At 67.0% G+C, this 26,659-nt stretch carries 19 protein-coding genes and 1 tRNA gene; 3 read left to right on the top strand and 17 right to left on the bottom strand.

Annotation, left to right across the window (positions count from 1 at the left end):
- Positions 1 to 73: 73 nt before the first annotated feature.
- The 14 genes from C2L80_RS02880 to C2L80_RS02815 all read right to left on the bottom strand — a co-directional run bounded on the left by C2L80_RS02880 (position 74) and on the right by C2L80_RS02815 (position 18,260).
- Positions 74 to 2,671 (bottom strand): homocysteine S-methyltransferase family protein, encoded by a 2,598-nt coding sequence (locus C2L80_RS02880; protein WP_103262598.1) that lies wholly within the window; start codon positions 2,669 to 2,671, stop codon positions 74 to 76.
- Entirely contained in the window at positions 2,664 to 3,569 is a 906-nt protein-coding gene (locus C2L80_RS02875) for a vitamin B12 dependent methionine synthase (RefSeq protein ID WP_103262597.1), read from the bottom strand. The genes C2L80_RS02880 and C2L80_RS02875 overlap by 8 nt, the downstream gene beginning before the upstream one ends.
- A complete protein-coding gene (locus tag C2L80_RS02870) occupies positions 3,557 to 4,432 on the bottom strand; it encodes a methylenetetrahydrofolate reductase (protein WP_087197460.1) in 876 nt (291 codons plus the stop codon). Before C2L80_RS02870 ends, C2L80_RS02875 begins: the two co-directional genes overlap by 13 nt.
- Before the next feature lie 261 nt (positions 4,433 to 4,693).
- The gene (locus C2L80_RS02865) at positions 4,694 to 5,527 is read right to left on the bottom strand and encodes a tryptophan-rich sensory protein (RefSeq protein ID WP_087197461.1); all 834 of its coding nucleotides are present in this window, start codon (positions 5,525 to 5,527) and stop codon (positions 4,694 to 4,696) included.
- Positions 5,528 to 5,699: 172 nt separating this feature from the next.
- A complete protein-coding gene (locus C2L80_RS02860) occupies positions 5,700 to 6,929 on the bottom strand; it encodes a peptidase U32 family protein (RefSeq protein WP_087197462.1) in 1,230 nt (409 codons plus the stop codon).
- A 181-nt stretch (positions 6,930 to 7,110) separates the two neighbouring features.
- On the bottom strand, positions 7,111 to 8,628 hold the full coding sequence (cysS, locus tag C2L80_RS02855; RefSeq protein ID WP_087197463.1) for a cysteine--tRNA ligase: 1,518 nt from the start codon (positions 8,626 to 8,628) through the stop codon (positions 7,111 to 7,113).
- Positions 8,629 to 8,795: 167 nt separating this feature from the next.
- Positions 8,796 to 9,302: a 2-C-methyl-D-erythritol 2,4-cyclodiphosphate synthase gene (gene ispF / locus C2L80_RS02850; RefSeq protein ID WP_087197464.1), complete on the bottom strand. Its 507-nt coding sequence runs from the start codon at positions 9,300 to 9,302 to the stop codon at positions 8,796 to 8,798.
- On the bottom strand, positions 9,302 to 10,144 hold the full coding sequence (gene ispD, locus C2L80_RS02845; protein ID WP_103262596.1) for a 2-C-methyl-D-erythritol 4-phosphate cytidylyltransferase: 843 nt from the start codon (positions 10,142 to 10,144) through the stop codon (positions 9,302 to 9,304). The genes ispF and ispD overlap by 1 nt, the downstream gene beginning before the upstream one ends.
- Before the next feature lie 172 nt (positions 10,145 to 10,316).
- On the bottom strand, positions 10,317 to 11,261 hold the full coding sequence (locus C2L80_RS02840; protein ID WP_103262595.1) for a serine O-acetyltransferase: 945 nt from the start codon (positions 11,259 to 11,261) through the stop codon (positions 10,317 to 10,319).
- Positions 11,262 to 11,435: 174 nt separating this feature from the next.
- A complete protein-coding gene (locus C2L80_RS02835) occupies positions 11,436 to 14,000 on the bottom strand; it encodes an ATP-dependent Clp protease ATP-binding subunit (RefSeq protein WP_103262594.1) in 2,565 nt (854 codons plus the stop codon).
- A gap of 934 nt (positions 14,001 to 14,934) precedes the next feature.
- A complete protein-coding gene (gene lysS / locus C2L80_RS02830; protein ID WP_087197470.1) occupies positions 14,935 to 16,968 on the bottom strand; it encodes a lysine--tRNA ligase in 2,034 nt (677 codons plus the stop codon).
- 192 nt (positions 16,969 to 17,160) lie between these two features.
- Entirely contained in the window at positions 17,161 to 17,631 is a 471-nt protein-coding gene (gene greA / locus C2L80_RS02825) for a transcription elongation factor GreA (RefSeq protein ID WP_087197472.1), read from the bottom strand.
- 165 nt (positions 17,632 to 17,796) lie between these two features.
- The gene (tatA, locus tag C2L80_RS02820) at positions 17,797 to 18,054 is read right to left on the bottom strand and encodes a twin-arginine translocase TatA/TatE family subunit (protein WP_087192760.1); all 258 of its coding nucleotides are present in this window, start codon (positions 18,052 to 18,054) and stop codon (positions 17,797 to 17,799) included.
- 129 nt (positions 18,055 to 18,183) lie between these two features.
- Positions 18,184 to 18,260, bottom strand: a tRNA-Pro gene (locus C2L80_RS02815).
- Positions 18,261 to 18,482: 222 nt separating this feature from the next.
- Here C2L80_RS02815 and C2L80_RS02810 point away from each other — a divergent pair.
- From C2L80_RS02810 to C2L80_RS02800, 3 genes are all read left to right on the top strand, one after another.
- Positions 18,483 to 19,241, top strand: a complete 759-nt coding sequence (locus C2L80_RS02810; RefSeq protein ID WP_129589872.1) for a hypothetical protein — start codon at positions 18,483 to 18,485, stop codon at positions 19,239 to 19,241.
- A 243-nt stretch (positions 19,242 to 19,484) separates the two neighbouring features.
- The gene (locus C2L80_RS02805) at positions 19,485 to 20,540 is read left to right on the top strand and encodes an NHL repeat-containing protein (protein WP_087197477.1); all 1,056 of its coding nucleotides are present in this window, start codon (positions 19,485 to 19,487) and stop codon (positions 20,538 to 20,540) included.
- A gap of 991 nt (positions 20,541 to 21,531) precedes the next feature.
- Complete coding sequence (locus C2L80_RS02800) at positions 21,532 to 21,969, top strand: PaaI family thioesterase (protein ID WP_087198064.1); 438 nt, start codon at positions 21,532 to 21,534, stop codon at positions 21,967 to 21,969.
- Here the strand turns inward: C2L80_RS02800 and C2L80_RS02795 are convergent.
- The 3 genes from C2L80_RS02795 to purH all read right to left on the bottom strand — a co-directional run bounded on the left by C2L80_RS02795 (position 21,966) and on the right by purH (position 26,640).
- Positions 21,966 to 23,249, bottom strand: coding sequence for a lysylphosphatidylglycerol synthase transmembrane domain-containing protein (locus C2L80_RS02795; protein ID WP_224758738.1), 1,284 nt, complete (start codon positions 23,247 to 23,249; stop codon positions 21,966 to 21,968). The genes C2L80_RS02800 and C2L80_RS02795 overlap by 4 nt on opposite strands.
- Positions 23,250 to 23,277: 28 nt before the next feature.
- Positions 23,278 to 24,423 carry an ATP-grasp domain-containing protein gene (locus tag C2L80_RS02790; RefSeq protein ID WP_087198066.1) on the bottom strand — a complete coding sequence of 382 codons (1,146 nt, stop codon included), beginning with the start codon at positions 24,421 to 24,423 and terminating at the stop codon, positions 23,278 to 23,280.
- Between the two features lie 615 nt (positions 24,424 to 25,038).
- Positions 25,039 to 26,640: a bifunctional phosphoribosylaminoimidazolecarboxamide formyltransferase/IMP cyclohydrolase gene (purH, locus tag C2L80_RS02785; protein ID WP_087198068.1), complete on the bottom strand. Its 1,602-nt coding sequence runs from the start codon at positions 26,638 to 26,640 to the stop codon at positions 25,039 to 25,041.
- Between the last annotated feature and the right edge of the window lie 19 nt (positions 26,641 to 26,659).

Genomic DNA, 26,659 nt, shown 5'->3' with positions numbered 1-26,659 from the left:
GGAATACCTTGCCCTTCATCATAACAAGAACGCCGACCGAATGCATCGAGAAAAACCGATTCGGACGGCAGATTCAGACATCGCCTCCGTCACCTCTGCCGTCTTCGCGCTTTGCAAAGAAGCGCTCGGCAATGCGCGCGGCCTCGGCGGCGTCCTTGCCGTAGAAGTCGGCGCCGATCTGCGCGGCGTACTCGGGCGTGAGCACCGCCCCACCCACGAACACCCGCGCTTCGGGCGCTCGCTCGTGCACGAGGCGCACCGTCTCCTCCATGGCCCGCACCGTGGTGGTCATGAGGGCCGACAGCCCCACGAGGCGCGCGCCCGTGCGCTCCACGGCGCGCACCACTTCCTCGGGATCGACGTCGCGCCCAAGGTCCACCACGCGAAAGCCGTAGTTCTCCAGCAGCATCTTCACGATGTTCTTGCCGATGTCGTGGATGTCGCCTTTCACCGTGGCCACCACGATGGTCTTCGCGTCGTCGGCCTCGGGCGCGGCGCCTTGGCGGGCGCGCACCACGTCGAAGCCGGCTTTCACGGCCTCGGCCGACGCCATGAGCTGCGGCAGGAAGAACGAGCCGCGCTCGAAGCGCGCGCCCACTTCGTCGAGCGCGGGAATGAACACGCCGTTCACCACATCGAGCGGATCATGGTCGGAAAGAAGGCGCTCGGTGGCCTGCGCCATGGGGCCCTTGCGGCCCGTGAGGATGAGATGCGCCATCGCGCGCACGTCCTCGGCGGCGTCGGCAAGAGCGGGTGGAACGGGAAAGGGGTCGGCGCCCTGCGCCTGGGGTAAGCCCACATCGGCGCCCTGCGCCCCCGACGCCTCCGCGCGAGCCGCGCCCGCGTCGGCTGCGGGCGCCGCCTTCGCGACGTCCGTCGGAGCGTACGGGTCGAGCGCGCCCGCATAGCCCTCGATGAACGCACGCGCACCCGCGTCTTGGCCGTTCAGCACCTTGAAGGCCGCCACGGTGTCGCGATAGCGCGCCGAGAGCGGGTTCAAGATGGGCAGGTCGAGCCCCGCTCCGAAGGCCGCCGCCAGAAACGTCGCGTTCACCAGGCCGCGCTGCGGCAGGCCGAAGCTCACGTTCGACACGCCGAGCACCGTGCGCACGCCGAGGCGCTCCTTCACGAGCGCGACGGCGCGCACGATCTCGCGCGCCTCGTCCTGGTTCGTGGCGGCCGCCATGACGAGGCAGTCAACCGCCACGTCCTCGCGCGGGATGCCGCGGCGCTCGGCCTCGGCCACGATGCGCTCCGCCACGCGCAGACGCCCCTCGGCCGTGGGCGGGATGCCGTCCTCGGCGAGCGTGAGGGCCACCACGGCGCAACCGTACCTCTTGACGAGGGGAAGCACGGCGTCCATGCTCTCGCGCGTGCCGTTCACGGAGTTCACGAGCGGCTTTCCGGCATAGCCGCGCACGGCGGCCTCCACGGCGGCCGGATCGCTCGAATCCACCACCAAAGGCAGCGTGACCGTGGCCTGCAGCTTCTCCACGGCGGCACGCAGCACGGCCGGCTCGTCAAGCTCGGGCAGCCCCACGTTCACGTCGAGCACGTCGGCGCCGGCCTCCTGCTGGGCCACGGCCTCGCCCACGAGGTGGTCGAGGTCGCCCGCGCGCAAGGCCTCCTTGAGCTTCGGCTTGCCCGTGGGGTTGATGCGCTCGCCGATGACGGCGATCCACGCCGCGCCGCGCGGCAGCACGACAGCCTCTTGCGCGCTCGTCACCACGAACGCCTCCTCGCGCGCAGGAGGCGCGGGCACCGCGCGGGCATCGACGAGCGCGCGCAAACGCGCGATGAACTCGGGCGACGTGCCGCAGCAGCCTCCCACGAGGCTCGCCCCGGCCTCCACGACGGCCTCCATCGAGCGCGTGAAGGCGTCGGAGTCCACGTCGTACACCGTGCGCCCGCCCTCGACGCGCGGCAGACCGGCGTTGGGTTGCACGAGCAGCGGGCAGCGGGCGAAGCGCGCCATCTCGCGCACCGACGGCAGCACTTCGTCCGGCCCGAGCGAGCAGTTCAGGCCCACGGCGTGCGCGCCCATCGCCGAGAGCGCGGCCGCGGCCACGCCCGGAGGCGTGCCGAGAAACGTGCGGCCGTCCTCGCCGAAGGTCATCGTCGCGACCACGGGCAGGTCGCAGCGCTCCTTCGCAGCCAGAAGGGCCGCCTTCGCCTCGCGCAGATCGGCCATCGTCTCGATGAGCACAAGGTCGCACCCCGCCGCGACGACCGCGTCCACCTGCTCGGCGAACAGGTCGTACGCCTCCTCGAACGAGCAGGTGCCCAAAGGCTCCAGAAGCAATCCCGACGGCCCGATGTCGCCCGCCACGTAGCGCGCCCCCGCCGCCCGGGCGCACGCTGCGGCCGCGCGGTACGTCTCGACCACGCTCGCCGCGCCCGCCAGCTTGCGGGCGTTCGCGCCGAACGTGTTGGTGGTGACGACCTCGGCTCCGGCGGCCACGTAGTCGGCGTGGATGGCGGCGATCTCGTCTGCGTGCGTGAAGTTCAAAAGCTCCGGCAGCGCGCCCGCTTCGGCCAATCCACGCGCCTGAAGCTGCGTGCCCATCGCGCCGTCGAACACGAGGAACCCCTCGCCGCGCAGGGCGCGCCCCAGGCGCTCGTCCTTGACGGCGACGTCGGCAAGCGGGTCGCGAAGCGTCGTCTCAGCCATGGCAGGTCCGTCCTTTCCCTTTGAGCAGGCACCCCTCGCGCGCAGGGCACGTCGCGCAGTCGGCGTGGGCGCGCACGAGCGCTCGGCCCGAGGCTCCGTCCCACGCGCCGCCCCGGTTCGCCTCCCGCGCGCCGCCCGATCCCCCGCCGTCCGCGCGGTCCTCGTCGAACAGGCCGATCACAGCCGTCACGCTCTTCGTGGGCACGAGCAGGTTGCCCGCCGTCACCGAAAGCCCGATGCGGCGCGTCGCGTCGAGCGCCTTGAGGAACGCCGGCTGCACGGACAGCGGCAAGTCGCCATAACCGGGGCTGTAGCGGGCGCTCGCGCGCAGACCGCGCGCGGCGGCCTGCGACGCCACGGCGGCATCGCAGGCGTCTGCGGCCGCTTCGACGAGCGCGGAGGCCGCCGCCCCGTACAAAAGCGCGTCGGTCGGGCTGATCGCCGCATGTTTGCGCAGTTCGCGCTCGCAGGCCGCGCCGAGCGTGCACGCCAGAAGCGCCACCTCGCGCGCGCCGCGCAGATGCCGCGCGATGTCGCGGCCCGGCAGCACGAGGCCGCAGCCGGCGAGGACCACCTGCGGGCCCTTGTCGCCCTCGCCGTTCTCGCCACCTTCGCCGTCCCAGCGGGTGAGCGCCTCGTCCACGGGAAACGACGCGCTTGCGCACGCCGGCCGCAGCTCGCGCTCGCATGCGCTCGCAAGCTCCTCGAAGCGCGCAAGCAGCTGCGCGTCCAGCTTCTGGCCGGCATAGCCCAGATAGCGCAGCGCCTCGTCGCGATCAAGCGACAAGGCGGCCCCGCCCGCGCCCGGTCGGGAGGGCGGCGCGCCATCCGACGGCGCGTCGACCTCGCAGCCCGCGTCCCCGCACCCTGCGGCGCGAACCGATCCTATGCCCGCCATGCCGCCCTCAGCGCCGCCATGCTCGCCCGCGCGATGTCGGGCTGGTTCATCGTGTAGACGTGCAGCCCGTCCACCCCGTGCGCGTCCAAGTCGACGAGTTGGGCGCACGCGTACTCGATGCCCGCGCGGCGCAGGTCGTCCGGTCTGTCCTCGAAGCGCGCGAGCAGCTTGACGACAGGCGACGGCAGCGACGCGCCGCACATGAACACCATGCGCTGGATCTGGGTCTTCCCCAGAAACGGCATGATGCCGCACGCGATGGGCGCCGTGACGCCCGCGTTTCGCGCCGCCTCCCAGAACCGGTAGAAGAACTCATTGTCGAAGAACAGCTGCGTGACGAAGAAGCTCGCGCCCGCGTCCTGCTTCTGCTTCAGGTGCTCGATGTTCGCGCGCGCATCATCGCAGGCGATGTGCCCTTCGGGATACGCCGCCGCGCCCACGCAGAACCCCTCCTCGGCCAAACGCGAGATCAAGTCGCGGGCATAGCGGTACTCCCCCGGCTCGTCGGCACCCACCGCGTCTCCGCGCAGGGCGAGCACGTTGTCGATGCCATGGGCCCGCAGGTCGTCCACGGCGCGCGCGATCGTCTCCTCCGTGGCCCCGACGCAGGTGAGGTGCGCCACGGCGGGCACGTCGAAATCCCGTTGGATCATCTGCGCCACGTCGGCGGTGGCCCGCTTGTTGCCGCTGCCGCCCGCCGAATACGTCACGCTGATGAAGTCGGGGGCGAGCTCGGCAAGCTGTCCGGCCACGTCATGGGCCACATCGAGCGTGAGGTCGCCCTTCGGCGGGAATATCTCGAACGAGACGGGACGGCGCCCGCAAGCGCGCGCCGTGCGGTATATGCTTCGTATCGTGGTCATGAAGCCATTATACGAAAGCCCGGGCGACCGCCGCGCCGAAGCCCTCCAGGCCGCAAAATCGCCACGAGCCCCCCGGCGCAGCAGCTGACGCCGCCGAGATGCGCGGGCGAGCAACGGGCGGGCGCGAACGCATGCGGACGGCAGCTGCGCCCGGTGCGGGACAGGGCGCTATCGCCCCGCCCTGCCCGCACGCACGTCTATCCCGCCCGCACGCCCGCCTCGCATGCACGTTTCACCCGCGCGCCTCGCATTCCCGCCGCGCTACCCGCGCAGGCCGCGCAACGCGCCCGTCGGCAGAAACGTGAGGATACCGCCCACCGCGCACAGCAGAAGCACGACGGCCGCCGTGAAACCCGACACCGGAGCCACGTTCACGCCCACGCCCACGAGCGCCCACAGGAACACCACGGGAAACACCCAGTCGTCGTAGCTCTTCTTCATGAGGTAGCCGAGCGCCAGCACGCCCGCCGAGAGCGCGATGGCCGACAGCCCGTTGAAGAACGGCAGCCCGCCGTCGAGCGCGCGCGTGATGAGGATGGCCATGTTCGCGATGGTGGCCACCGTCACCCACGCGGTGTACAGGGAGATGGGCATCCACTCCGCGCCGCGCCGCGCCGTTTTCCGCACATTCAGATACAGCGCGGCGAGCACCACCCATTCGGCCAGGATCACGATGAACGATACGCCCACGGCCTCGAAATGCCACAGCGCCAGCCACAGCACGTTGAGCACGCAGCTCGCGATGAACAGCGCCGAGGTGGCGGTGAACGCCTTCGGGCGGGTCGCGGCGTTTCGCGTGTAGGCCACGAGCCACACGATGAGGGCCACGTAGATGACCGACCAGATGGCGAACACGTAGCCGGCGGGCGTGAACCACGTGAACACGCCGTACGCCACCGTAGCCGAGGTGTTGCCGCCTACCTGCCCTCCCTCGATCACGGCGTTGCCCACGAGCGTGAGCGCATAGACGATCCACATGGTGACGGTCTCCACCGTCAGGTAGCCGCCGCGTTCGAGCCTACGACCCGTCTTCGTGTTGCGGGCGCGCTGGACGACGCCCGGTGCCGACGCGGCACGATACGCATGATTCGACATGATGCACCTCGCTTTCCTTCAAAGGTCGGTGCTTTAGTGTAGCGCCGCGCACGTGCGAAGGCCGTTACGGGAGCTTCGCAGTCCCTCATCGCTTCGGCGCAGATCAGAAGCGTGTTTGTCAGCGATGAGAAGACGCGTCAGCCCACAGGGCGCAGATGCGACGGAAGGCGCGTCAGCCCACGCGGGCGCGCAGGTAGTCGCCGGGCGCGAGCGCGGCGTGAACCTCGAAGGAGTAGCGCTCGGCCGAACGGTTCGCCACGGCGACGGGCACGGGCGTGGCGTCACTCGGATCGTCCGGCGCGGACGCGGGCAGCCATGCCAGGTTGCGCACCCGCACGCGCGCGACGGGACGGCGCGGCGAGAGCACCTCGAGCTCGTCGCCCTCGCGAAAGCGGTTGTGGCACACGACGACCACGCGCGCGCCCGCCCGCTCCACCGTGGCCGCATGCACGAACTTCCTCACGTAGCCGTCGCGCTCGGGCGACTGCTCGGCGCGCCCGTAGTAGAACCCGGTCGAGTACGGCCGGTGCGAGATGGCGTCCAGCTCGGCAGCCGCCTCGGACACGTCCGCGCCGTCGAGCACCGAACGGTAGGCGTGCACCGCCGTGGCCACGTAGAACGCCTTCTTGTTGCGCCCCTCTATCTTGAGCGAATCGACGCCGGCCTCAATCAGGTCGTCCAAATGGGCGATCATGTTGAGGTCGCGCGCGTTCATGACGTAGGCGCCGCGCACATCCTCCTCCACCGGATAGAACTCCCCAGGCCGCCTCTCCTCCACAAGCGCGTAGCTCCAGCGGCACGGCTGGGCGCAGTGCCCCTTGTTGCCCGAGCGCCCCGTCATGACAGAGCTGATCAGGCACCGCCCCGACACGGCCATGCACATGGCGCCGTGCACGAACGCCTCGATCTCCAGATCGCGCGGCGCGTCGGCGCGCAGACGGGCGATGTCGGCCACGCTCATCTCGCGGGCGCACACCACGCGGCCCGCCCCCAGCTCGTGCCACATGCGCGCGGCCTCGGCGTTCATCACACCCGCCTGCGTGCTCACGTGCAGCTCCAGGGAGGGCGCGTGCTTGCGCGCGAGCGAGAGCGCGCCGAGGTCGCTCACGATAAGCGCGTCCGCGCCAGCCGCGTCGAACGCCTCCAGGTAGGCGGGCAGCGCCGCCACGTCGTCGGCGTCCATGAGCGTGTTGAGCGCCACGTACGCCCGCGCTCCGGACGCGTGCGCGCACGCCACGGCCGACGGCACCTCGTCAAGCGCGAAGTTCTCCGCGCGCTGGCGCAGCCCGAAGCGGTCGCACGCGAAGTACACCGCGTCCGCGCCAAAGCGCACCGCGGCCTCAAGCTGCGCCCGCCCGCCGGCGGGCGCAAGAAGCTCGGGAGTGTGGTTTCGCTCGAACATGGTCGGATGCCCTGTCTGCCCCGTCTGTCCTATCCGCTCTGACGTCCGCGACGCCAGCGAGAAGCGCAGAGGCGCCAGCCGCCGAAAGCCCGCCGAAGCGCGCTTTCCCGCACGCGAGGAGGGTTCGAGGCGGCAAGGCAGAACGCCTCCGCGCTTCGCAGCGCCGATCCGACGCGCCCTCTCAGGCCCGCACGACCCTCGGACCTTGCGGGGTGTCCTCGACGGCGAAGCCCAAGCTTGAAAGGCCGTCGCGCACGGCATCGGCGCGGGGCCAATCCTTCGCCGCGCGGGCCTTTGAGCGAACCGCGAGCAGCGCGTCCACGGCCTCCGCGGCATCCTCGCCCTCATACCCGGCCATTTCGGCGGCCAATCCCACGACCTCGGCGGGATACGCGCCGTCCGTGCCTTCGGCCTCCTGCGCCGCAGCCTCCACGTCGACCCCGAGCACGCCGAGCAGATCGACCACGAGCGCGCGCGCGTCGCGCACGAAGGGCACGTCGGTGATCGCAAGGGTCTTGCCCGCCGTCCGCGCGTTCACGTCGGCGACGAAGTCGAAGATCTCCCCGAGGGCCTTGCACGTGTTGAAGTCGTCGTCCATGGCGAGGATGAAGCCCATCTTCGCCTCGCGGGTGCGCTCCATGAGCGCGCGCACGTCGAGCGGCGAGGGGATGTCCTCGGCGTTGGCCAGGAGCCAATCGAGGTTCTTCACGGCGTTTTTGATGCGCCCGAGCGCCGCGTCGGCCTCGGCCAGGCGTTCGTCGGAGAAGTCGAGCGGGCTGCGGTAGTGCGTCTGCAGCATGAGGAAGCGCAGCACGGCGGGATCGGTCGACTCGAGCACGTCGTGCAGCAGCTTGAAGTTGCCGAGCGACTTGCTCATCTTCTCGGAGTTCACCTGCAGCATGCCGCCGTGCATCCAATGGTTCGCGAACGCGCAGCCGCACGCGGCCTCGCTCTGCGCGCGCTCGTTCTCGTGGTGCGGGAACACGAGGTCGGCGCCGCCGCCGTGGATGTCGAACGGCAGGCCCAGGTACTTGCGCGACATGGCCGAGCACTCGATGTGCCAACCGGGCCGGCCCATCCCCCACGGCGACTCCCACGCGGGCTCTCCGGGCTTGGCCGCCTTCCACAGCGCGAAGTCGAGCGGATCGCGCTTGCGGTCGGCCACGTGCCCCGCGCCGTCGATCTCGGCGCGCAGCTCGCGATGCCCGCTCTCCATCTCGTCGACGTTGCGACCGGACAGCTCGCCGTACGCCGGATACGAGCGCACGGCGAAGTACACGTCGCCGTCCACCTCGTAGGCGTGCCCCCCGTCGATGAGCTCTTGGACGAGCTCGATCATGGCGGGGATCTCCTCGGTTGCCTTCGGGCGCACGTCGGGGTCGAGCACGCCCGCGGCGCGCATGTCCTCGATGAACGCCTCGGTGTACTCGGCGGCCACCTCGGCGGCGTCGCGCCCCTCCTCGGCGGCCTTCGCGATGATCTTGTCGTCCACGTCGGTGACGTTCTGCACGAACGTCACGTCGAAGCCGCGCCACATGAGGTAGCGGCGGATGACGTCGAAACTGATGAACGTGCGCGCGTTGCCGATATGGATGCGGTTGTACACGGTGGGACCGCACACGTACATGCCCACCTTGCCGCGCTCAAGCGTCTCAAGGTTCTGCTTGCTGCGCGTCTTCGTGTCGTAAAGCCTGATCATACAAACGTTCCTTCGCTCGTTGGAAACGTGTCGGATACGGTGCGCCTATCGTAGCACAACAAGGCCCCGCGCCGGTCGAGATGCGCGGAGCAATCGACGCGGCAACGGCGTCGGGAAAAGGCGCGGCGAAGCGGCAGGGCCACCCGCGATCCAGGGCGGCCGGGCCCCTACGGACGTCGGCACAGCAGGCACACGGCGGTGGCCGAGATGCCCTCCTCGCGGCCCTCGAATCCCAAGCGCTCGGTGGTGGTGGCCTTCACGCCCACGTTCTCCACGGAAACGCCCATGGCGCGGGCCAAGTTCTCGCGCATGGCGTCGCGGTACGGCGAGAGCTTCGGTGCCTGCGCGGCGATGACGGAGTCCACATCGAGGATGTCGTAGCCCTCGGCGCGCACCTTGTCGGCCACGGCGGCCAAGAGCTTGAGCGAGTCGGCCCCTTCGTAGGCGGGGTCGGTGTCGGGGAACAGCTTGCCGATGTCGCCGCCGCGGATGCCGCCCAAAAGCGCGTCGGCAACGGCGTGCGCGAGCACGTCGGCGTCGGAGTGGCCGAGCAGCCCGCGCGTGTGCGGGACGTCCACGCCGCCCAGGATGAGCTTGCGTCCCTCGACGAGCGCGTGCACGTCGAAGCCCTGCCCGATGCGCAAGGACGCAGGATCGAACGCCCGATCAGCCATCACTCCTCGGCCCCCTTCATGTACATCGTGCGCACGGCGGCGGCCAGCATGAGGTAGTCCTCCGGCACCGTCAGCTTGATGTTGTCGCGCTTGCCCTCCACCACGAGCACGCGGCCGCCCAACCGTTCGATGAGCGACGAGTCGTCGGTGCCCATGAAGCCGTCGGAGAGCGCCGAGGCGTGCGCGCGGCGGTAGATGCCGGCGCGGAACACCTGCGGCGTCTGCGCGTTCCAGAACACGCGGCGGTCGGGCGTGCCCACGATCACGCCGCTCTCCACCACCTTGAGCGTGTCGACGGCCGGATGCGCCACCACGGCCCCGTCGCAGTCGATGTTGCCCTTGAGCGTGGCGATGGTGTGCGCGATGAGGTCGGGCGTGATGAGCGGGCGAGCGCCGTCGTGCAAGACAACGTAGTCGTAATCGTCCGGCACGTATTCCAGGCCCGAGAACGCCGACTCCTGACGGCTCGGCCCCGCAGGCGCCACCACGATGGGCGTGACGAACGGAAACGGGTCGATGGCGCGCTTAAGGTACTCGTCGCAACGCTCCTCGGGGCACACGATGACGATGAGGCCGATGTCGCCCACCGCGTCGAACGCCTCGGCCGACCAGGTGAGGATGGGCTTGCCCGCGATCTCAACGAGCTGCTTGCCGCCTTCCTTGCCGAAGCGCTCCCCCGTGCCCCCGGCCAGGATGATGGCCGCCGTCTGAGGATTTTTGTCCACCTCGCCCTTGAGGCCGACGAGCGACTGCGCAAGCGTGTCGATGTCGAGGTCGTCGCACGCCAGCTCGGGCGCGCGCAGCACCTCGGACGAGAACACGGGGTCGATTGTCTGGGTCATAAAGCCTTCCTCTCCGCCTTGCGCATTCCTTCTCCACCCGTCTGCGTCGCTACGGGCAGCGACGATTCCATGCGATGCCCGCAAGCATCGCCCGCAGCCCACCACGCCGCGCCCGCCGCCCGCAGCATCGGCGAACGCCGTCGCCTCCGCGCGCGGCCGCATGCGCGCCAACCTAGTCACGCTCGTCCGGCCGACGCACGGTGATCTCCTGCGCCTTCAGCGTCACGCGGGAATGCGGGGGAACCGACGAGGTGACGAACGCGGAGCCGGCGATGACCGACCCGGCGCCGATCACCGTCTCGCCGCCGAGCACCGAGGCGTTGGAGTAGATGGTCACATCGTCCTCGATGGTGGGATGGCGCTTCACCCCGGCCAAACGCTGCCCGCCGCGCGTGGACAGCGCACCGAGCGTGACGCCCTGGTACAGCTTCACATGGTCGCCGATGACGGTCGTCTCGCCGATCACCACGCCCGTGCCGTGGTCGATGAAGAAGTACTCGCCTATTTCGGCGCCGGCGCCGATGTCGATGCCCGTGCCGCTATGCGCCAGCTCGGTCATGATGCGCGGGATGATGGGCACGTTCTGCTGGTAGAGCACGTGCGCGACGCGGTACACGTAGATGGCGTACAGGCCGGGATACGAGAAGATGACCTCCTCTTTCGAGCCTGCCGCTGGATCGCCGTCGTAGAGGGCCTGCACGTCGGTGAGCAGCACCTGCTGAATGCGGGGAAGCTCGTCGAAGAACACCGTGCACACCTCGGAGGCGCGCTTGCAGATATGCTCGGGCGTTCCCCCGCCGCACAGATGGCGGGCCGGGTCGGCCTCCGCGGCATCGCGGTCGTCGGAGGTGTAGGAGAGCGCGAGGACGATCTGCTCGCGCAGCACGCGCTCGATTTGGATGAGCGTCTCGCCGATGAAGTACTCCGGGCTCGTGGAGGGCGTGAGCATCTCGTCGCCGAAGTAGCCCGGAAACAGCACCCGGCGCAGATCCTTGAGAACCCACTTCACCGCCGACCGGCTGGGAAACCTCCGTCCGGGCTTCGTGAAGAATATCTCGTCGGCCTCGTAGTTCTTCTCGATGCCCTTCACGATGCGGTCAAGGTTGTCTCCGAACATGGAACCTCCTGAGGTCGGCCGATCCGCTGCGCCTTCCGCAACAGCGACGTTTCCAGTATACGACAAATGCCGGCGCACGACGCAGGAAACCCCTGCTCTTCGGGCTTCGGATTCCACAACCCAAAGAACAGGGGCTCCCAACGAACCGCTCTGCGAAGCCAGTCCGTCGTGCCGCTAGTCTGCCGCGCCGCCCGACATCGAGCCGCCCCTGCGCACGCCGGCGTGGCCCAGGTCGTAGTTCGTCAGCAAAAGCTCGGCCTCGCGCGCGATGCTGTCGCGCTTGCGCGGCTCTGGCACGGCCCCCGAGCCTTGCGAGAACACGAGCTCGCCGTCCGCCGCGTCCACGTCGATGATGGATCCGGCAGTCCACTTGCCCTCCAAGATCTCCTCGGACAGCGGATCCTCCAGCAAGCGCTGGATGGCGCGGCGCAACGGGCGCGCCCCGTACGTGGCGTCGGTGCCCTCCTTGGCGATGAGCTTGCAGGCCGCCTCCGTCAGGTTGATGGACATGTTCTGCTCGATCAAGCGCTCGCGCAAATCGGCCACCATGAGCTTCACGATCTCGGCGATCTGCTCGGCGGTGAGGCTCTTGAACACGATGATCTCGTCGATGCGGTTCAAGAACTCGGGCCTGAACAGCTTCTTCATCTCGGCCATCACGCGGCTTTTGATCTCCTTGTCGGAAAGCCCCGCATGCTCCTCGGTGGAGAAGCCGAGCGTCGTGGGCTGGGCGATCTCGCGCGCGCCCACGTTCGACGTCATGATGATCACCGTGTTGCGGAAGTCCACCGTGCGGCCCTGCGCGTCGGTGAGGCGCCCCTCCTCCAGAATCTGGAGCAGGATGTTGAACACGTCGGGGTGCGCCTTCTCGATCTCGTCGAACAGCACCACCGAGTAGGGGCGCTGGCGCACGGCCTTCGTGAGCTGGCCGCCCTCGTCGAAGCCCACGTAACCCGGAGGCGAGCCCACGAGGCGCGACACGCTGTGCTTCTCCATGTACTCGGACATGTCGAACGAGAGCAGCGCGTCCTCGGAGTTGAACAGGAACTCGGCGAGCGCCTTCGAAAGCTCGGTCTTGCCCACGCCCGAGGGGCCGAGGAAGATGAACGAGCCGGCGGGGCGCTTCGGATCCTTGAGGCCCGAACGCGAACGGCGTATGGCCTTCGACAGCGCCGTGACGGCCTCCTCCTGGCCGATCACGCGCTCATGCAGTACGGCCTCCATGCGCAGAAGCTTCTCCGTCTCGGCCTCGGTGAGGTTGCTCACGGGCACGCCGGTCGTCATGGACACCACGTCGGCGATATCCTCGACGGTGACCTGGTGGATGGACTTCTGCGCGTCCTCCTCCCACTTCTTCTCGGCCTCTTCGCGCTTCTTCTTCAGCTCCGATTCCTGGTCGCGCAGCTGGGCGGCGCGCTCGAAGTCCTGCGCGGCGATGGCCCCGTCCTTCTCGCCGCGCAAACGACGCAGCTCGTCGTCGAGGTCGCGCAGCTCCTTCGGCAGCGTCATGTTGCGGATGCGCATGCGCGCACCGGCCTCGTCGAGCACGTCGATGGCCTTGTCGGGCAGGAAGCGGTCCTGGATGTAGCGGCTCGAGAGCGCCACAGCCGCTTGCAGCGCGTCGTCGGTGAAGTGCACCTGGTGATGGGCCTCGTAGCGGTCGCGCAAGCCCTCCATGATGCGCATGGCCTGCTCCTCGTTCGGCTCCCCCACGGTGATGGGCTGGAAGCGCCGCTCGAGCGCCGAGTCCTTCTCGAGGTGCTTGCGGTACTCGTCGATGGTGGTGGCGCCGATCACCTGGATCTCGCCGCGCGACAGCGGCGGCTTCAGGATGGCGGCCGCGTCGATGGAGCCCTCGGCCGAGCCCGCGCCGATGAGCGTGTGCATCTCGTCGATGAACAGGATGATGTCGCCCGCGTCCATGACCTCCTTGATGCACTTCTTCAGGCGCTCCTCGAACTCGCCGCGGTACTTCGACCCGGCCACGAGCGCGCTCACGTCGAGCGTGAACAGACGCTTGCCGCGCAGGATGTCGGGCACCTGGTTCGATACGATGAGCTGCGCCAAGCCTTCCACGACGGCGGTCTTGCCCACGCCCGGCTCGCCGATAAGGAGCGGGTTGTTCTTCTGACGGCGCGAGAGCACCTGCATGACGCGCTCGATCTCGCCCGCACGGCCGATGACCGGGTCGAGCTTGCCGTCGCGCGCCTTGCTCGTGAGGTCGGTGCCGAACTCCTTGAGCACGCTGTCGGAGCCTTGGCCCTGCGCGTCGAACGCGTTGCGGCCGGCGTACACGGGACTTTGGCCCACGAGGTCGTTGAGCGCGCCGCGCACGTCGTCGCCGGACACGCCAAGGCGCGTGAGCACCTCGAGCGCGGTGCCGTCGCCCTCGCGCACGATGCCGAGCAGCAAGTGCTCGGTGGAGATGTAGGACTGCCCCATCTGCATGGCCTCGCGCAGACTGTTCTCCAGCACGCGCTTGACGCGGGGCGTGAAGGACAGGTGCCCGGACACGTCGGTGTCCTCGTCGATGGCGACCACCTGGCGAATGGCTTGCACCACGCCGTCGTACTTGACGTTCAAGCGGTCGAGGGCTTGGGCGGCCAGGCCGTCTTTCTCCTGTATGAGGCCGAGCAGGATGTGCTCGGTGCCCACGTAGGGCTGATGCAGCGAGCGGGCCTCGTCCTGCGCGAGGACGAGCACCTTGCGCGCCTTGTCCGTGAACTTCTCAAATGACATGTCAGCCTCGATTCTCGCGGCGGTACTTCGGTGTTACCCGCACTATGCTAGCACTCGCACGCAAAGAGTGCCAACACGGCTCATGCCGCACACGCCCGCTCCATAACTTGCGGCGCGCGGGGCGGCGCGGCAAGTGGCGCGATCGAGCGCGGTGGGACGATCATGCAGCGCGATCAGGCAACGCGATCGAACGCGGCGGCTTGACCGGGCGCGGCAGCGCGACAATCCTACCATGGCGGGCCCCGATGAGCAGCGGAGGCCCCGGTTGCCTCCGAACGTGCTCGCATCTGAGACGATTCTGAAACGTGCCGCGCGCTGAAAGGCGAACGGAGCGAGCAGCGGCGGTCGCTCGGCAGAGCGCGCGAAACCGCGTGCGTGGTGGCGGGTTTTGACGGAAAACCGCGATCGCTCTCGTGCGCTCGCGACGGGCGGATGCATGAGCGCGGGCGCGACCAGGCATTTCCCGAAGCAGGGAAGAGGCGTCACTTTCGGCGGCCCCCTTCGACCGCGGTTTTCCGTCAAAACCCGCCACGAAGCAAAGGCGTCTCTGTCAAACCAAGATTGCTATAGCCAGATCGGCCCCGCCGCGCGCGGGCCGCCCAGACGCCTCGGAAGCCCCCGATCCGTCAGGCGGGGCCTTTCGGGGCGCCCGGCCAGGGGAACCCGGCTCGGAGCTAGAAGAACATGGGTTCGTGTCAATCTTGGTTTAACAGAGACGAAGGAAGTCGAGCGCGCGAACGCCGACAAATGGAACCTCCCGCTCGGTTGCGAGGCCAAGAGCACCGCGCCCGCGCCAAGCGGTCTGCACGCCAAAGCACCCCGAAGCGCAAAACGCCGTAGCGCCATCGCTCCTTCCGCACCGACGAAGCGCAAACGTCCGAAGGCCGCCCGACGGAGAGCCGGGCGGCCTTCTCGAAGATCGTGCGCGGCGGCGCTAGTACAGCTTCGCGCCAGCGGGGATGCGGCCATCCACCATGAGCAGGTTCAGGCGCTCCTCGCCCTCCTCCTCGTGGACGGCGCTGATGATCATGCCGCACGAGTCGATGCCCATCATCTTGCGCGGGGGCAGGTTCGTGATGGCGACGAGCGTCTTGCCCACCAAATCCTCCGGCTCGTAGTACGCGTGGATGCCGGAGAGGATGATGCGGTCTGCACCCGTTCCGTCGTCGAGCGTGAACTTGAGCAGCTTCTTGCTCTTGGGCACCGCGACGCATTCCTTCACCTTGACCGCGCGGAAGTCCGACTTGCTGAACGTCTCGAAGTCCACCTGCTCTTCGAACAAAGGCTCGATGACCACCTTCGAGAAGTCGAAGGCGGCGGGGGCAGCGGCATCGCCGGAAGCGGCGGCGTCGGCGACCGCTTCCGCAGCGCGCTCCCGCCCGCCAGCCGGAGTTTCGTCCCCCATGTGCGGGATCGAACAGTCCAGTGGACCATTCGAAGACATACTTCCCGCCCGAGCGGGCGCGTGCTGCTCGTCCCTCATGTGAGGGAACAACAGCACATCCCTGATGGACGGCGCGTCGGCGAGCAGCATGACCAAACGGTCGATGCCCACGCCCACGCCGCCCGCCGGCGGCATGCCGTACTCGAGCGCGCGCACGTAGTCCTCGTCGTAGCCCATGGCCTCGTCGTCGCCCATGTCCTTCGCCTCAACCTGCGCGCGGAAACGCTCGGCCTGGTCGACCGGGTCGTTCAGCTCGCCGAAGGCGTTGGCGTACTCGTGCCCGCAGATGAACAGCTCGAAACGCTCAGTGAGGTTGGGGTCGCCGGCCTTCTTCTTGGCCAGCGGCGACACCTCGAGCGGATGGTCGATCACGAACGTGGGCTGGATGAGCTTCTCCTCGGCCACGGCCTCGAAGATCTCGGCGATGAGCTTGCCTTTGCCCCACGCGCTGTCCGCATGCCCGCCGTTCTTCTCGAGGATGGCCGCCAGCTCGTCGCGCGTGCGTGCGAAGCTCACGTCCTCGCCCGCGCCCGCGCTCGCCAGCTCGATCATCGACTTGCGCGGCCACTCGCCCGACAGGTCCACCTCCTGGCCCTGGTAGGTGATCTGCAGCGTGCCGCATGCAGCCATCGCCGCCGCCTGGATGTAGCCCTGGGTGAGCTCCATCATGCCCTCGAGGTCGGAGAACGCCTGATAGGCCTCCATCGTGGTGAACTCGGGGTTGTGGTAGGGATCCATGCCCTCGTTGCGGAACTGGCGGCCGATCTCGAACACCTTCTCGAACCCGCCCACCAAAAGGCGCTTGAGCGGCAGTTCCGTGGCGATGCGCAGGTAGTAGTCGCGGTCGAGCGCGTTGAAGTGCGTGACGAAGGGCTTCGCGTTCGCGCCGCCCAGGATGGGATGCAGAAACGGAGTCTCAACCTCGTAGAAGCCCTGCTCCTCCATGTAACGGCGAATGGCCGCCACGATCTTGAAGCGCTTCTCGAACACCTGCTTGACCTCGGGATTCATCACCAAGTCCACGTAGCGCTGGCGGTAGCGCGTCTCCTTGTCGGCCAAGCCGTGGAACTTCTCCGGCAACGGGCGCAAGCTCTTGCTCAGAAGCTCGAACGACGCCACGGCAACGGACAGCTGCCCGCGCTTCGTGCGCATCATGGTGCCGCGCACGCCGATCCAGTCGCCCACGTCGAGATCCTTCAGCTGGCGATAAGCCTCCTCGCCCAGCGCGTTGATGCGGCAGAACAGCTGCATGTCGCCCGACGAGTCGCGCAGCTCGAGAAACGCCAGCTTGCCCTGGTCGCGCTTGGCCATGACGCGGCCCGCCACCTGCACCTCGTCTTCAGTGGACGCGCCGTCCTCGAGATCGGCGTAGCGCTCGTTTAACTCGGCCAGATGGTGCGAGTACTTGAACGCATGCCCGTACGGGTCCTTTCCCGCAGCGATGAGCGCCTCGCGCTTGGCGCGGCGCACCGCGATGGGATCGTCTTCGATGATCTGCTGGGTCTGGTCGGGAGTTTCGCTCATAGGTTGTCCTCGAACTCGCAGGTTGGCGTGGTAAGTCAGCGAGGGCGGCTGCGGTGCCCGAGATTCGCGGGGCGACGGGGGCGAAGCGTACTTCGGTACGCGAACCCGCGTCGTCGTGCGAAGATTGGGCGCGCCAGCCGTCCGCAGCGTCGGCAGGCTCCGGCGCTCTGCCGAACGCCGGAGCCCAGATCCTTAGTGCTCGATCTTGACGATGGTCATGGAGATAACACGGCCAGTCGGGCCGGTCGTCTCCACTTTGTCCCCCTTCTTGCGGCCCAGAAGCGCCGACCCCACCGGCGACTCGTTGGATATCTTGCCGGCTGCAGCGTCGCTTTCCGCACCGCCCACGATGGTGAACACGCGCTCGCGGCCGCCCATGTCCACGGTCACCGTCGAGCCGATGTGCACGTTGTTCGAACGCTTCGGCGTGTTGACCACGGTGGCTTCGGAGAGGATGCGGCTGATCTCGGCGATGCGCGCCTCCATCATGCCCTGCTCGTTTTTCGCGTCGTCGTACTCCGAGTTCTCGGAGATGTCGCCGAACTCCCGCGCCACCTTGATGCGCTCGCCGATCTCGGCGCGCTTCTCCGTCTCAAGATAGTGCAGCTCGGCCTCGAGGTTCTCCTTGCCTTCCGGCGTGAGGATGAAGTTGTTGTCAGCCATGTTCCTCCACCTGTCCACTTGCATAAAACAGGCACGCTTCCCACAAGCGTGCGATCCGGCTCTTCTTGCGATGTAAGCGCGAATGCATCGCGCCGATATGAAAAAAGCGGTATGTGCGAGGCGTGGGCCGTCTGCACATACCGCGCTCGAACGAAAATCAGAGGGTTACTCGGCCTTCTTCCTGACCGTCGTCTTCTTCGCCGTCGTCTTCTTGACAGGCTGCTCCTCAACCTCCTCGACGACCTCTTCCTCGTCATCGGCGTCTTCGATGGCCTTCTCGCCGCCACCGATGCCCTCGCGGAGGTTCTTGACGGTCTTGCCAAGAGCGCTGCCGAGCTTCGGAAGGTTCTTCGGGCCGAAGATGAGCAGAATCACCACGAGGATGATGAGAAGCTCCGGCATTCCCATTCCAAGGATCTTCATACGTTCCTCCAAGTTGCTCGCGCGGATCCGCCCGCTGCGGTTCCACCCCGCCCCATCGTCTCCGACGAAGCGGCTCTCCGATGCAAAAAAGGGATGTTCGCTTTGATGGAAACATCCCCTTTAGCTCCATGGTCGGGATGACAGGATTTGAACCTGCGGCCTCTGCGTCCCGAACGCAGCGCTCTACCAAGCTGAGCCACATCCCGATGGCTGCTCACGCAGCAACGGTTATAATAGCACAATGAATTGAAAAGCAAAAGCAATAACGCCGACAATTTCGCGTCCATCGCTTCTCCACCGAAGCCGCCACCGAAGCCCCCTCGCCGAAGTCGGTAACTTTCGGCATCTTTTCAATTCCCGCTTTTCGCCCCAGGCCATCATGGCAGATTGAAACCAGCCGGGGTCCGCTATCGACGTTTTACGCTGCGATGCCGGAGAAGGCCACCAATACTCGCAGCTCGACCTCGCACGGCCAGGGTCTCGCCCTAGAAGTCTTCAAGCCTCGACTCGTCGATGCCGCGAAACCGGTTCGCCGGATTTCGCCGCTGATCGAGCAGGGCGAACACCTTCACAATGCCCGAGGCGGCATCCAGCGCGTAGTAGATCGTCTTGGTGGTGCCGGGCAGATGGTACTCCCTGCAAGGAAATGGCAACTCATCTTCCCCGAGATCGGCCTCGTGCCCGTGGCCGATCTCGGGGAAGCGCTGCAAGAGATCGACCACATTGAAGAACCGGTTTTGACCCGGCCCGCCATCGACGCCAAGTCCTCGATCACGGACCGGGCGATCAGCACCCTGCAAGCGCTACTCATCGCCCGCCCGCTCCATGCCGAGCGCCTGCTTCGCCTGTTCGACGGTAAGCATGTCGCCGCTTTCCACGGCGGCGACCCCGCGCCGGAACTAGCGGGCTTTGTAGTCGGCCTGATCCCGCTCGCTCGACACGCGAAGAGCCACGGGGAAAGGCAGCCCTCGCTCTCTGATGACGGAGCGGACGAAAAGGTTGACGCCGTGGTCGCGCTCATGCCCAGCTCGCCAACGATCTTGGTGAACTCTTGCTTGACCGCATCGTCCATGTTCGCGGAAAGCGCTCTGCGCCTCCTAGCACGCCTTCTTCGACACGATGAGGCGGGATGCGTTCTGTTGCTCCCAATTGGTCTGGGCTTCGTTTTACGACAATTTTGGCGCTAACATAAGCACGAACGAAGTATTGGGACCGATTATCCACCCGATGGAGATCATAGATTCCAAAGAATGCGTTCTCATGTACCTCCAACTAAACTATTAGCAGTCGCGAGCATCTTTGAGCCGGTTATGTGCCCGTTGACGCTTTAGCCTGCGAAATGTGCTTTGATGTGCAAGAAGCAGTTTTGGCAAGGCGCAGACGATGCGCTCCGCATGCCGCCTGCGCCTGCCGCGACCAGAGGATTGACGATGAAACGAACCATTGCCCGCTTCCTAACCGGCGCGGCGCTCTTCATGGCGGCGACCTGCCTTTGCGGCTGCGCCTCGGACGAAGGGCCGACCGCCCCAGTCGACGCCGCCATCGGCGTCATCGAAACGCGATCAGAGAAAGAGACGAGCAGGATCGTCTTCTACGACGGGGAAATGAACGAGGTGGCGCAGCTCCCCCTCGGCTGCGCAACGCTGGGGAACATCTTTTACGATCCGCTGGTCTACGAAGGCAGCCTGTTCGCCATCCCCCAAGGAAACTTCAAGACCAAAGACGGCGAGGCCGTCCTGCAAGTCGATCTGGACTCCCTCGCCACCGAAACGCACACCATCCGGCAGCCGGCCATGAACGACGTGGCCGCAAGCGACGCGCACGTCTTCACTTGCAACACGCTGAATTACGCGTCTTACATAAACCGTTGCCGAACCGACGACGGAGAGGTGTCGAGCGTGTCCATCGAGGGGGTCTACGTGTCGAAGATCGTCTGGCACGAAGGCAGCCTGTACGCTTTCGGACTGGACCTCGACGACGATTCTCCGATGATCCTGCGCTACGACGAGAACCTGACCCTCAGGAAATCGATCGATTGCAGCGGCTGCGCCTACGCTTCGAGCGTCTACAGGGCGGTTGCGGACGAGAGCCGCATCTATTTCTGCAGCTTCGACGTCGCATCGAGAGGCCAGATCGGCGTCCTGGACACAAAAAGCGACACGCTGAGCTCCATCCAGCTGAACGAGAGAGGCGCTTCGAGCATATCCCTGGTGGACGGCAGGCTCTACGTCGCCCATTGCGACACCAGGCAAGAGCAAGGCGACAGCGTGCTGAGCGTCGTGGATCTGGAGACGGGATCCGTCGAGGAGCGCGCCCTTGAGCACGGGGTGGACCAGATGACCGTAACCGACGGGTCGATATACATGCTCGACAACTGGTCGATACACCGATACGACGCCGAAAGCATGGAGCCCGCGGGAAGCAAGCCGATCGAGAAGATGCCCGGCAGCTACAGCTACCTTTCAGGATTGTTTCCGGTGAAGTAGCCCTCAAGCTATCACGATTTCGGCACCCAGCAGGAGAAGGGCGCATTCCACCGGAGGCTCAATGCGAAACAAAGCGCTGCGGCCACCTGCGTCCCTCGAAATCGAGCATACAAGCACGGACGTGACGGATGCTAACGTTTTTGAGCTTGCGGCGCGAGCAGCAAGCTCCTTTGACCGGATCGGCAAACGCACCGAAAAGCGCACCCGCTTCATCAGTCGGCGTCGGCGAGCGCAACCCTGTCGGAGAAGAAAGCGTTTCAAACTCGCACACTACCTCTGGATTTCCCATAAGTTCAAAGATGTCAAACACTCGGCGGGATTGTGCACACTCGCCACAGCCAACCGGCATCGTTTCAAGAGCAAAAAAGCGATGTTACGGCTAATTCTTGCTCTGAAATGGTCTGGCATTTGCGAGAGGCGCGCTGCAAGCTTTTTCCGTCGCAAAAGCTCAAGAAAGCAGGAAGCTAGCACCCCCCCCCCCCCGATTCGGAATCGCTCTCTTCTTCAACCGGAACGGGAACGACGTTTCCAACCATATGAGCGCATCAGAGCTCTGCGGCAAATCGACAGCATTCACCATCGAAAGCAATTCCAACAATGCACGTCAACTTAATAATTGCGGCACAAAGATGCGTCGATCATGGGCTATGACTTATTTCTCCCGAATCAGCTAAGGCACATTTTACCTAGCTTATTTCGCTTGCAGCATCAATGATTGCGAGCAAGGCTCTTTGGCAGGAAACCACCCCGAAAGCAACTTCTCCACCGAAGCCCCCTCGCCGAAGCCCCGCCGTCGATGCCGCCGACGCCCGCCCGCGCTTCGTCCACCACCGCCCAGAGCGCAGCGGCCTTGCCGTACCCACCGCTCAACGACCGCCAGCTGGGGACGGACGCCGCCGACTGTCCGGTGCCGACGCGCACGCGCTCGGGTATACTGGTACGCGAGAACCGCGAAGCCCGCCTCCGTGCAGGCGCACTGAAGGAGATGCCCATGGCCCTGGTCGACACGCTGCGCATCACGACGGTATCCGTTGCGAAGGACCGCGTGGAGGCGACGATGCCCATCACGCCCGATCTGTTCCAACCCTTCGGGTTTTTGCACGGAGGCGCCACCATCGCGCTGCTCGAGACGGTGGCGAGCATCGGAACGGAGCAGAGCACCGACTTCGACGTCGAGCGCCCGTTCGGCATCGACGTGCACGTGCGCCATCGCAAAAGCGGCACGGCCGGCCTTCTGCGCGGCGTGGCCGAGCTCGAGCGCGAAGAGCCCGCGCGCTCGGGCGGGGTCAAGCAGTTCTGGCGCGTCACTGCCTTCGACGACGAGGGCGACGTCGTCTCCGACGGCACCATCATGACGAAGATCGTGCCCCTCGCGCGCCTGGAGGAGAAGGCCCGCGAACGCGCCGCAAGCCGCGAGCAGGTCCTTTAGCACTCGCCGCCCGTCGAATCCGACCGCGCATCCGCACGCGGCGAAACCGCCGTCTGCGAGGCCCCTGCGACCTTGGACGCCTCCCCCGCCTTCGAAGCGCCCTCCATCTGCATGCGCACCTCAGTCTGCGGATGCGCCGCTCGCCCAGCCGCCTCTGCCCGCGGATGCACTGCCGGCCGAGGCGCACGCAAGGCCTCTTCGTCGAGGCGCTTCGCCACATGGGCCGTGCCGCCGATGCGGCCCTTGCCCTTCTCCTGATCGCGCGCGACGCGTTTCGCCTCGCGCTTGAACGTCTTGGTGGTTTGGATGAGCACCGCGCCCACGAGGAACGGGAACCAGAACACGATGCCGCGGTACACGAGCGCGATGGACAGGCCCGCCGCGCCCGACGCGCCGAACGAGGTGAACGCCACCACGACGGCCGCCTCCACGACCCCCACGCCCTGCGGCGTGATCGAGATCATGGCGAACAGGGTGGCGACCACGTAGCCGCAGATGAGCGCTTCGGGATGCGTGACGCCGAAACCGACGCCCACCAAACTGAAGCACGCGAGCTCGCACGTGCTGGCGAAGATGGAGCAGGCGAACGCCTTCGCGGTGGTCTTGGGGTTGTGCCCGATGAGGCCCGCCGCATCCGAGAACGAGGCCACAGCGCGCTCCACCCACGGATCGAGCGCGGGCTTCTTGAAGCGCGCGAGGACGCGGTTCACCAGCCGCTCGACAGGGCGCAGCAGCCTGAGCACGAGCGCCGGCCGCTTGCGTCCGAGCACGAGCACGAGCACCATCCCGCCCACGAGCACGATGACGAGCAGCCCCAGTAGAAACCACAGAGGCGACAGCCCCACCGTGAACGCGAGGATGGCAAATCCCACGAGCATGATGGTGGCGAAGCCCGAGTCGATGGTGATCTGCATGAGCAGCGCCGCGCTCGTGGCCTTGCCGGGAGCGATGCCGCGACGGCGCGCGTCGTCCACCACGAGCGTCGTGCCCGCCAGGTTGAGCGAGGGCGCGATGGTGTTCATGAAGAACGTGCCGAACACGAGCGGCAGCGTTTCGCGCGGACTCATGCGCTCGTCGACGGCCTCGAAGGCGTAGGAGTACGCGAAGCTTTGGGCGAAGTACTTGCCCAGCTGCGTGAGCAGCGCCGCGACGAGCGGGATGACGGAGCCCTTCCTGATGGTGTCTGCCAGCTCCACCAGCTGGTCCCCGCGCAAAAGCACCACCGCGAGCACGATGACAATGACCAGTCCCACAAGCAGGTTTCTGATGCTGAGTTTCACGACGGCGCCCCGGCTTCCTCCCCCGCGCCTAGCGGAGGAACTCCTTGAGGTCGGAGCGCATGAGGAAGTCCAGCTCGTCTGCCGAATCCGCATCCGTCTCGAGGAAGAGGAAGCCGTAGCTGCCCACGCGATCCGCATCGAAGCGCCGCAGCTCGAGCACGTTCGAGAAGCGGGCGGCGAACGCGTCGTAGTCGAACGCCTCCTCACCCGTGGCGTCGGCCGGCGGGTTCAGAAGCGACATCGTGTACACCTTGCCGTCCTTGCCGGAGAACGCGGCGTCGAAATCGGGATCGCGCCCTTCGAGGAACGCCTCGTACGTGCGGTAGCCGTACGCGTGGAAGCTCACGTCGGTGCCGCCGAGGCCCGCGAAGCGCAGCGGGTTGAACTCGATGGGCGTGACGTGCCCGTCCTTCACGCGCACCTCCACGTGCACGGGAACGCTGCGCGCGCCCACGAGCGCGTTCACACGATCGAGCCATGTGGCGAACAGGGGCGCCGTCTCGCGCACGAGAGGCGCGCTCGTCACGTACATGCGGTCGGACGTGTCCGCAGCCGATGCGAAATCGTGGCGCAGCACGTTGAGCAGATGCGCGCGGCCCTCCTCGTCGAAGTAGGCGTCGAGGGCGTACTCGGTGCCCTCGACGTAGCCCTCGAGGATGAACGAGCCCGAGCCGACGACGCTTTCCGGATACCTGCTCCGCCAGACCGAGGAGTTCTTCCGTATGTCGGCGAGCGCGCGCTCCCAATCGTCGCGGTTTCGGATCACGTGGACGCCCATGCTGCAAAAGCCCACGGAGGGCTTGAGCACGAACGGAGGCTCGAGCCGGGAGAAATCGAGCTCGAACAGCTCGTCGGCCGAACACGTCTTGAAGAGCAGGCCGGGGTCGAGCTGCGCAAGGGCGGCGCGCATGGCCGCCTTGTCCTTGAACAGGCTGATGGCGCGCACGAGGTCGTCGTTGCGCACGTTGTCCGCGATCCAAGCGAGCGCGTTCTCCGAGTTCGTGTAGACGCGCTCGCCGCCTTCGAGGCGCGAGACGGCCTCTTCGCGCGGCACGAGGTTGAGGCGCGCGGGCGCGAGCGAGCGGGCGAAGCCGTTGTCGAGCACGGGATGCTGCGACTCCTCGAGCCAAGAGACGAGAAGCTCGGATGCGTACGGCTCGTCGAGCACTATCACGGCAGATCCTCCTTCGGTGCGATCGCGACGCCCGCAAGCACGAACGGAGGGCGTCCGTGCGAACAAGGGCGGCACAGGGCAGCATACCCGCCCGCGCCGTCGAGCGGGCGGTCTGCGCGCTTTCTTCAGCCTGTCGTTTTCAAGTCGTTTTCCGTTGCGCCCTTCGCGCAAGGGCGCGGTTGCGCGCTCGATCCGGCCATCCCGCGAACGCCGACCCGGAAGGCCCCAGTATAGCACGAGCCCCGGCCCGCCTCGGCGCACAACCCGGCGGATGCAGACGCACCGAAGCGGCACCTGCCGCCCCGTTGCTCCGTCGCCTCGGGAGGAGGGCGAACCGACCGGAAGTTTCTCTCGAACGCGTCTCCACCTGTTCGTCGGCAGACGCTCGAAGCACCGCCGATTCAGATCCTTTTCGCCCGCGGCTCGAAAAGCCGCGGATGCGGGCAGACTGGCGGGGCAGAGGCGGCAGACGAAGAGACGGGGCGCGTCCGGCGGACAGACGGGAGGAAGCGCGAACGGCGGACAGACGCCACGCGGACGAGCGGCAACCACCCGAAAGCGCCGCCCCGCTTTCGGAACCAAGGCCGAAGGCAGGGCGGCGTCGGCGAGAGCCGATCAGTGACGGAAGTGGCGATGGCCCGTGAACACCATCGCGATGCCCTGCTCGTCGGCGGCGGCGATGACCTCCTCGTCGCGGATGGAGCCGCCGGGCTGGATGACGGCCGTCACGCCGGCCTGCGCCAGCACGTCGAAGCCGTCACGGAACGGGAAGAACGCGTCCGACGCCGCCACGGCGCCCTGGGCCTTCTCGCCCGCTTGCTCCACGGCGATGCGCGCGGAGTTCACGCGGTTCGGCTGGCCGCCGCCCACGCCCACCGTGGCGTGGTCCTTCGAGATGAGGATGGCGTTGCTCTTCACCGACTTGCATGCCTTCCACGCGAACAGAAGCTCGGCCAACTCCTCGTCGCTCGGCTGACGCTTCGTGGGCACCGTGAAGCTGGCGGGGTCCTCATGCACGGCGTCGCTGTCCTGGCACAGAAGCCCGCCCTCCACCGAGCGGTACTCCACTTCCCCGCCGGCCGGGTTCACGCCGCCCGTGGAAAGCAGGCGCGCGTTCTTCTTAGCGCTGTACATCTCCAGCGCGTCTGCGGCGAACTCGGGCGCGATGATGGCCTCCACGAACTGCTTGTTCTCGAAGATCGCCACCACGACATCGCTTGTGACCGGGCGGTTGAACGCCATCACGCCGCCGTAGGCGCTCACCGGGTCGCACGCGTGCGCGCGCTGGTAGGCGGCCACGAGGTCGCCGTCCTCGCACACGCCGCAGGGCGTGAGGTGCTTCACGATCACGCACGCCGGGTTGTCGTACTCGCGCACGGCCGCCCACGCGGCGTCCACGTCGAGGTAGTTGTTGTACGACATCTCCTTGCCCTGATGCTGCGTGGCGTGGGCGAGGCTATGCTCGGCTCCCGCGTAGTCGTCGCGGCGGTAGAACGCGGCGGACTGGTGCGGGTTCTCGCCGTAGCGCAGGTCCTGCGCCTTCGTGAGGCCGAGCGCGCGGGCGGCGGGGAACTTGTCGTCCCGCGCGGCGTCACCTGCCGCGGACTCGGCCGCCTCGCCCAGCTGCGCGCCCATCCACGCGGCGATGGCCCCGTCGTAGGCGTTCGTGGTCTGGAACACGCGCAGCGCCAGCTTCGCGCGCGTCTCGCGCGTGGTGGCGCCGTTGTTGGCGCGCATCTCGGCCAGGATAGCGTCGTAGCTGGCCGGGTCGGTGACCACGGCCACACTCTCGAAGTTCTTCGCGGCGCTGCGCAGCATCGACGGGCCGCCGATGTCGATGTTCTCGATGCACGTCGCGAAGTCCGCGCCGCCCGCCACCGTCTTCTCGAACGCGTAGAGGTTCACCACCACCATGTCGATCATGCCGATGCCGTGCTCGGCCGCCTGCGCCATGTGGTCGGCGTTGTCGCGCTTCGCCAGCAGGCCGCCGTGGACCATCGGGTGCAGCGTCTTCACGCGGCCGTCCATCATCTCGGGAAAGTTCGTCACCTCGTCGATGGGCGTGACCGGCACCCCGGCCTCGGCGATGGCGCGCGCCGTGCCGCCCGTCGAGATGATCTCCGCGCCGAACTCCTCAGACAGGGCGCGAGCGAACTCCACCACCCCCGTCTTGTCCGTCACCGACATCAGAACCCGCTTGATTTGAGGATCGCTCATATGGCCTTACATCCTTTCT

The organism is Rubneribacter badeniensis, from assembly GCF_002899695.1.
GTDB classification, from domain to species: Bacteria; Actinomycetota; Coriobacteriia; order Coriobacteriales; family Eggerthellaceae; genus Rubneribacter; species Rubneribacter badeniensis.
This window is presented reverse-complemented; position numbering and strand designations above follow the sequence as displayed.

Excerpts from the sequence above, each read along its gene's own strand:
- C2L80_RS02865 (WP_087197461.1), bottom strand. The coding sequence starts at position 5,527 with ATGTCGAATCATGCGTATCGTGCCGCGTCGGCACCGGGCGTCGTCCAG.
- ispF (WP_087197464.1), bottom strand. The coding sequence starts at position 9,302 with ATGGCTGATCGGGCGTTCGATCCTGCGTCCTTGCGCATCGGGCAGGGC.
- ispD (WP_103262596.1), bottom strand. The coding sequence starts at position 10,144 with ATGACCCAGACAATCGACCCCGTGTTCTCGTCCGAGGTGCTGCGCGCG.
- C2L80_RS02805 (WP_087197477.1), top strand. The coding sequence starts at position 19,485 with ATGAAACGAACCATTGCCCGCTTCCTAACCGGCGCGGCGCTCTTCATG.
- C2L80_RS02840 (WP_103262595.1), bottom strand. The coding sequence starts at position 11,261 with ATGTTCGGAGACAACCTTGACCGCATCGTGAAGGGCATCGAGAAGAAC.
- C2L80_RS02880 (WP_103262598.1), bottom strand. The coding sequence starts at position 2,671 with ATGGCTGAGACGACGCTTCGCGACCCGCTTGCCGACGTCGCCGTCAAG.
- C2L80_RS02835 (WP_103262594.1), bottom strand. The coding sequence starts at position 14,000 with ATGTCATTTGAGAAGTTCACGGACAAGGCGCGCAAGGTGCTCGTCCTC.
- tatA (WP_087192760.1), bottom strand. The coding sequence starts at position 18,054 with ATGAAGATCCTTGGAATGGGAATGCCGGAGCTTCTCATCATCCTCGTG.
- C2L80_RS02810 (WP_129589872.1), top strand. The coding sequence starts at position 18,483 with ATGCCGGAGAAGGCCACCAATACTCGCAGCTCGACCTCGCACGGCCAG.
- lysS (WP_087197470.1), bottom strand. The coding sequence starts at position 16,968 with ATGAGCGAAACTCCCGACCAGACCCAGCAGATCATCGAAGACGATCCC.
- greA (WP_087197472.1), bottom strand. The coding sequence starts at position 17,631 with ATGGCTGACAACAACTTCATCCTCACGCCGGAAGGCAAGGAGAACCTC.
- purH (WP_087198068.1), bottom strand. The coding sequence starts at position 26,640 with ATGAGCGATCCTCAAATCAAGCGGGTTCTGATGTCGGTGACGGACAAG.
- C2L80_RS02870 (WP_087197460.1), bottom strand. The coding sequence starts at position 4,432 with ATGACCACGATACGAAGCATATACCGCACGGCGCGCGCTTGCGGGCGC.
- cysS (WP_087197463.1), bottom strand. The coding sequence starts at position 8,628 with ATGATCAGGCTTTACGACACGAAGACGCGCAGCAAGCAGAACCTTGAG.
- C2L80_RS02875 (WP_103262597.1), bottom strand. The coding sequence starts at position 3,569 with ATGGCGGGCATAGGATCGGTTCGCGCCGCAGGGTGCGGGGACGCGGGC.
- C2L80_RS02800 (WP_087198064.1), top strand. The coding sequence starts at position 21,532 with ATGGCCCTGGTCGACACGCTGCGCATCACGACGGTATCCGTTGCGAAG.
- C2L80_RS02860 (WP_087197462.1), bottom strand. The coding sequence starts at position 6,929 with ATGTTCGAGCGAAACCACACTCCCGAGCTTCTTGCGCCCGCCGGCGGG.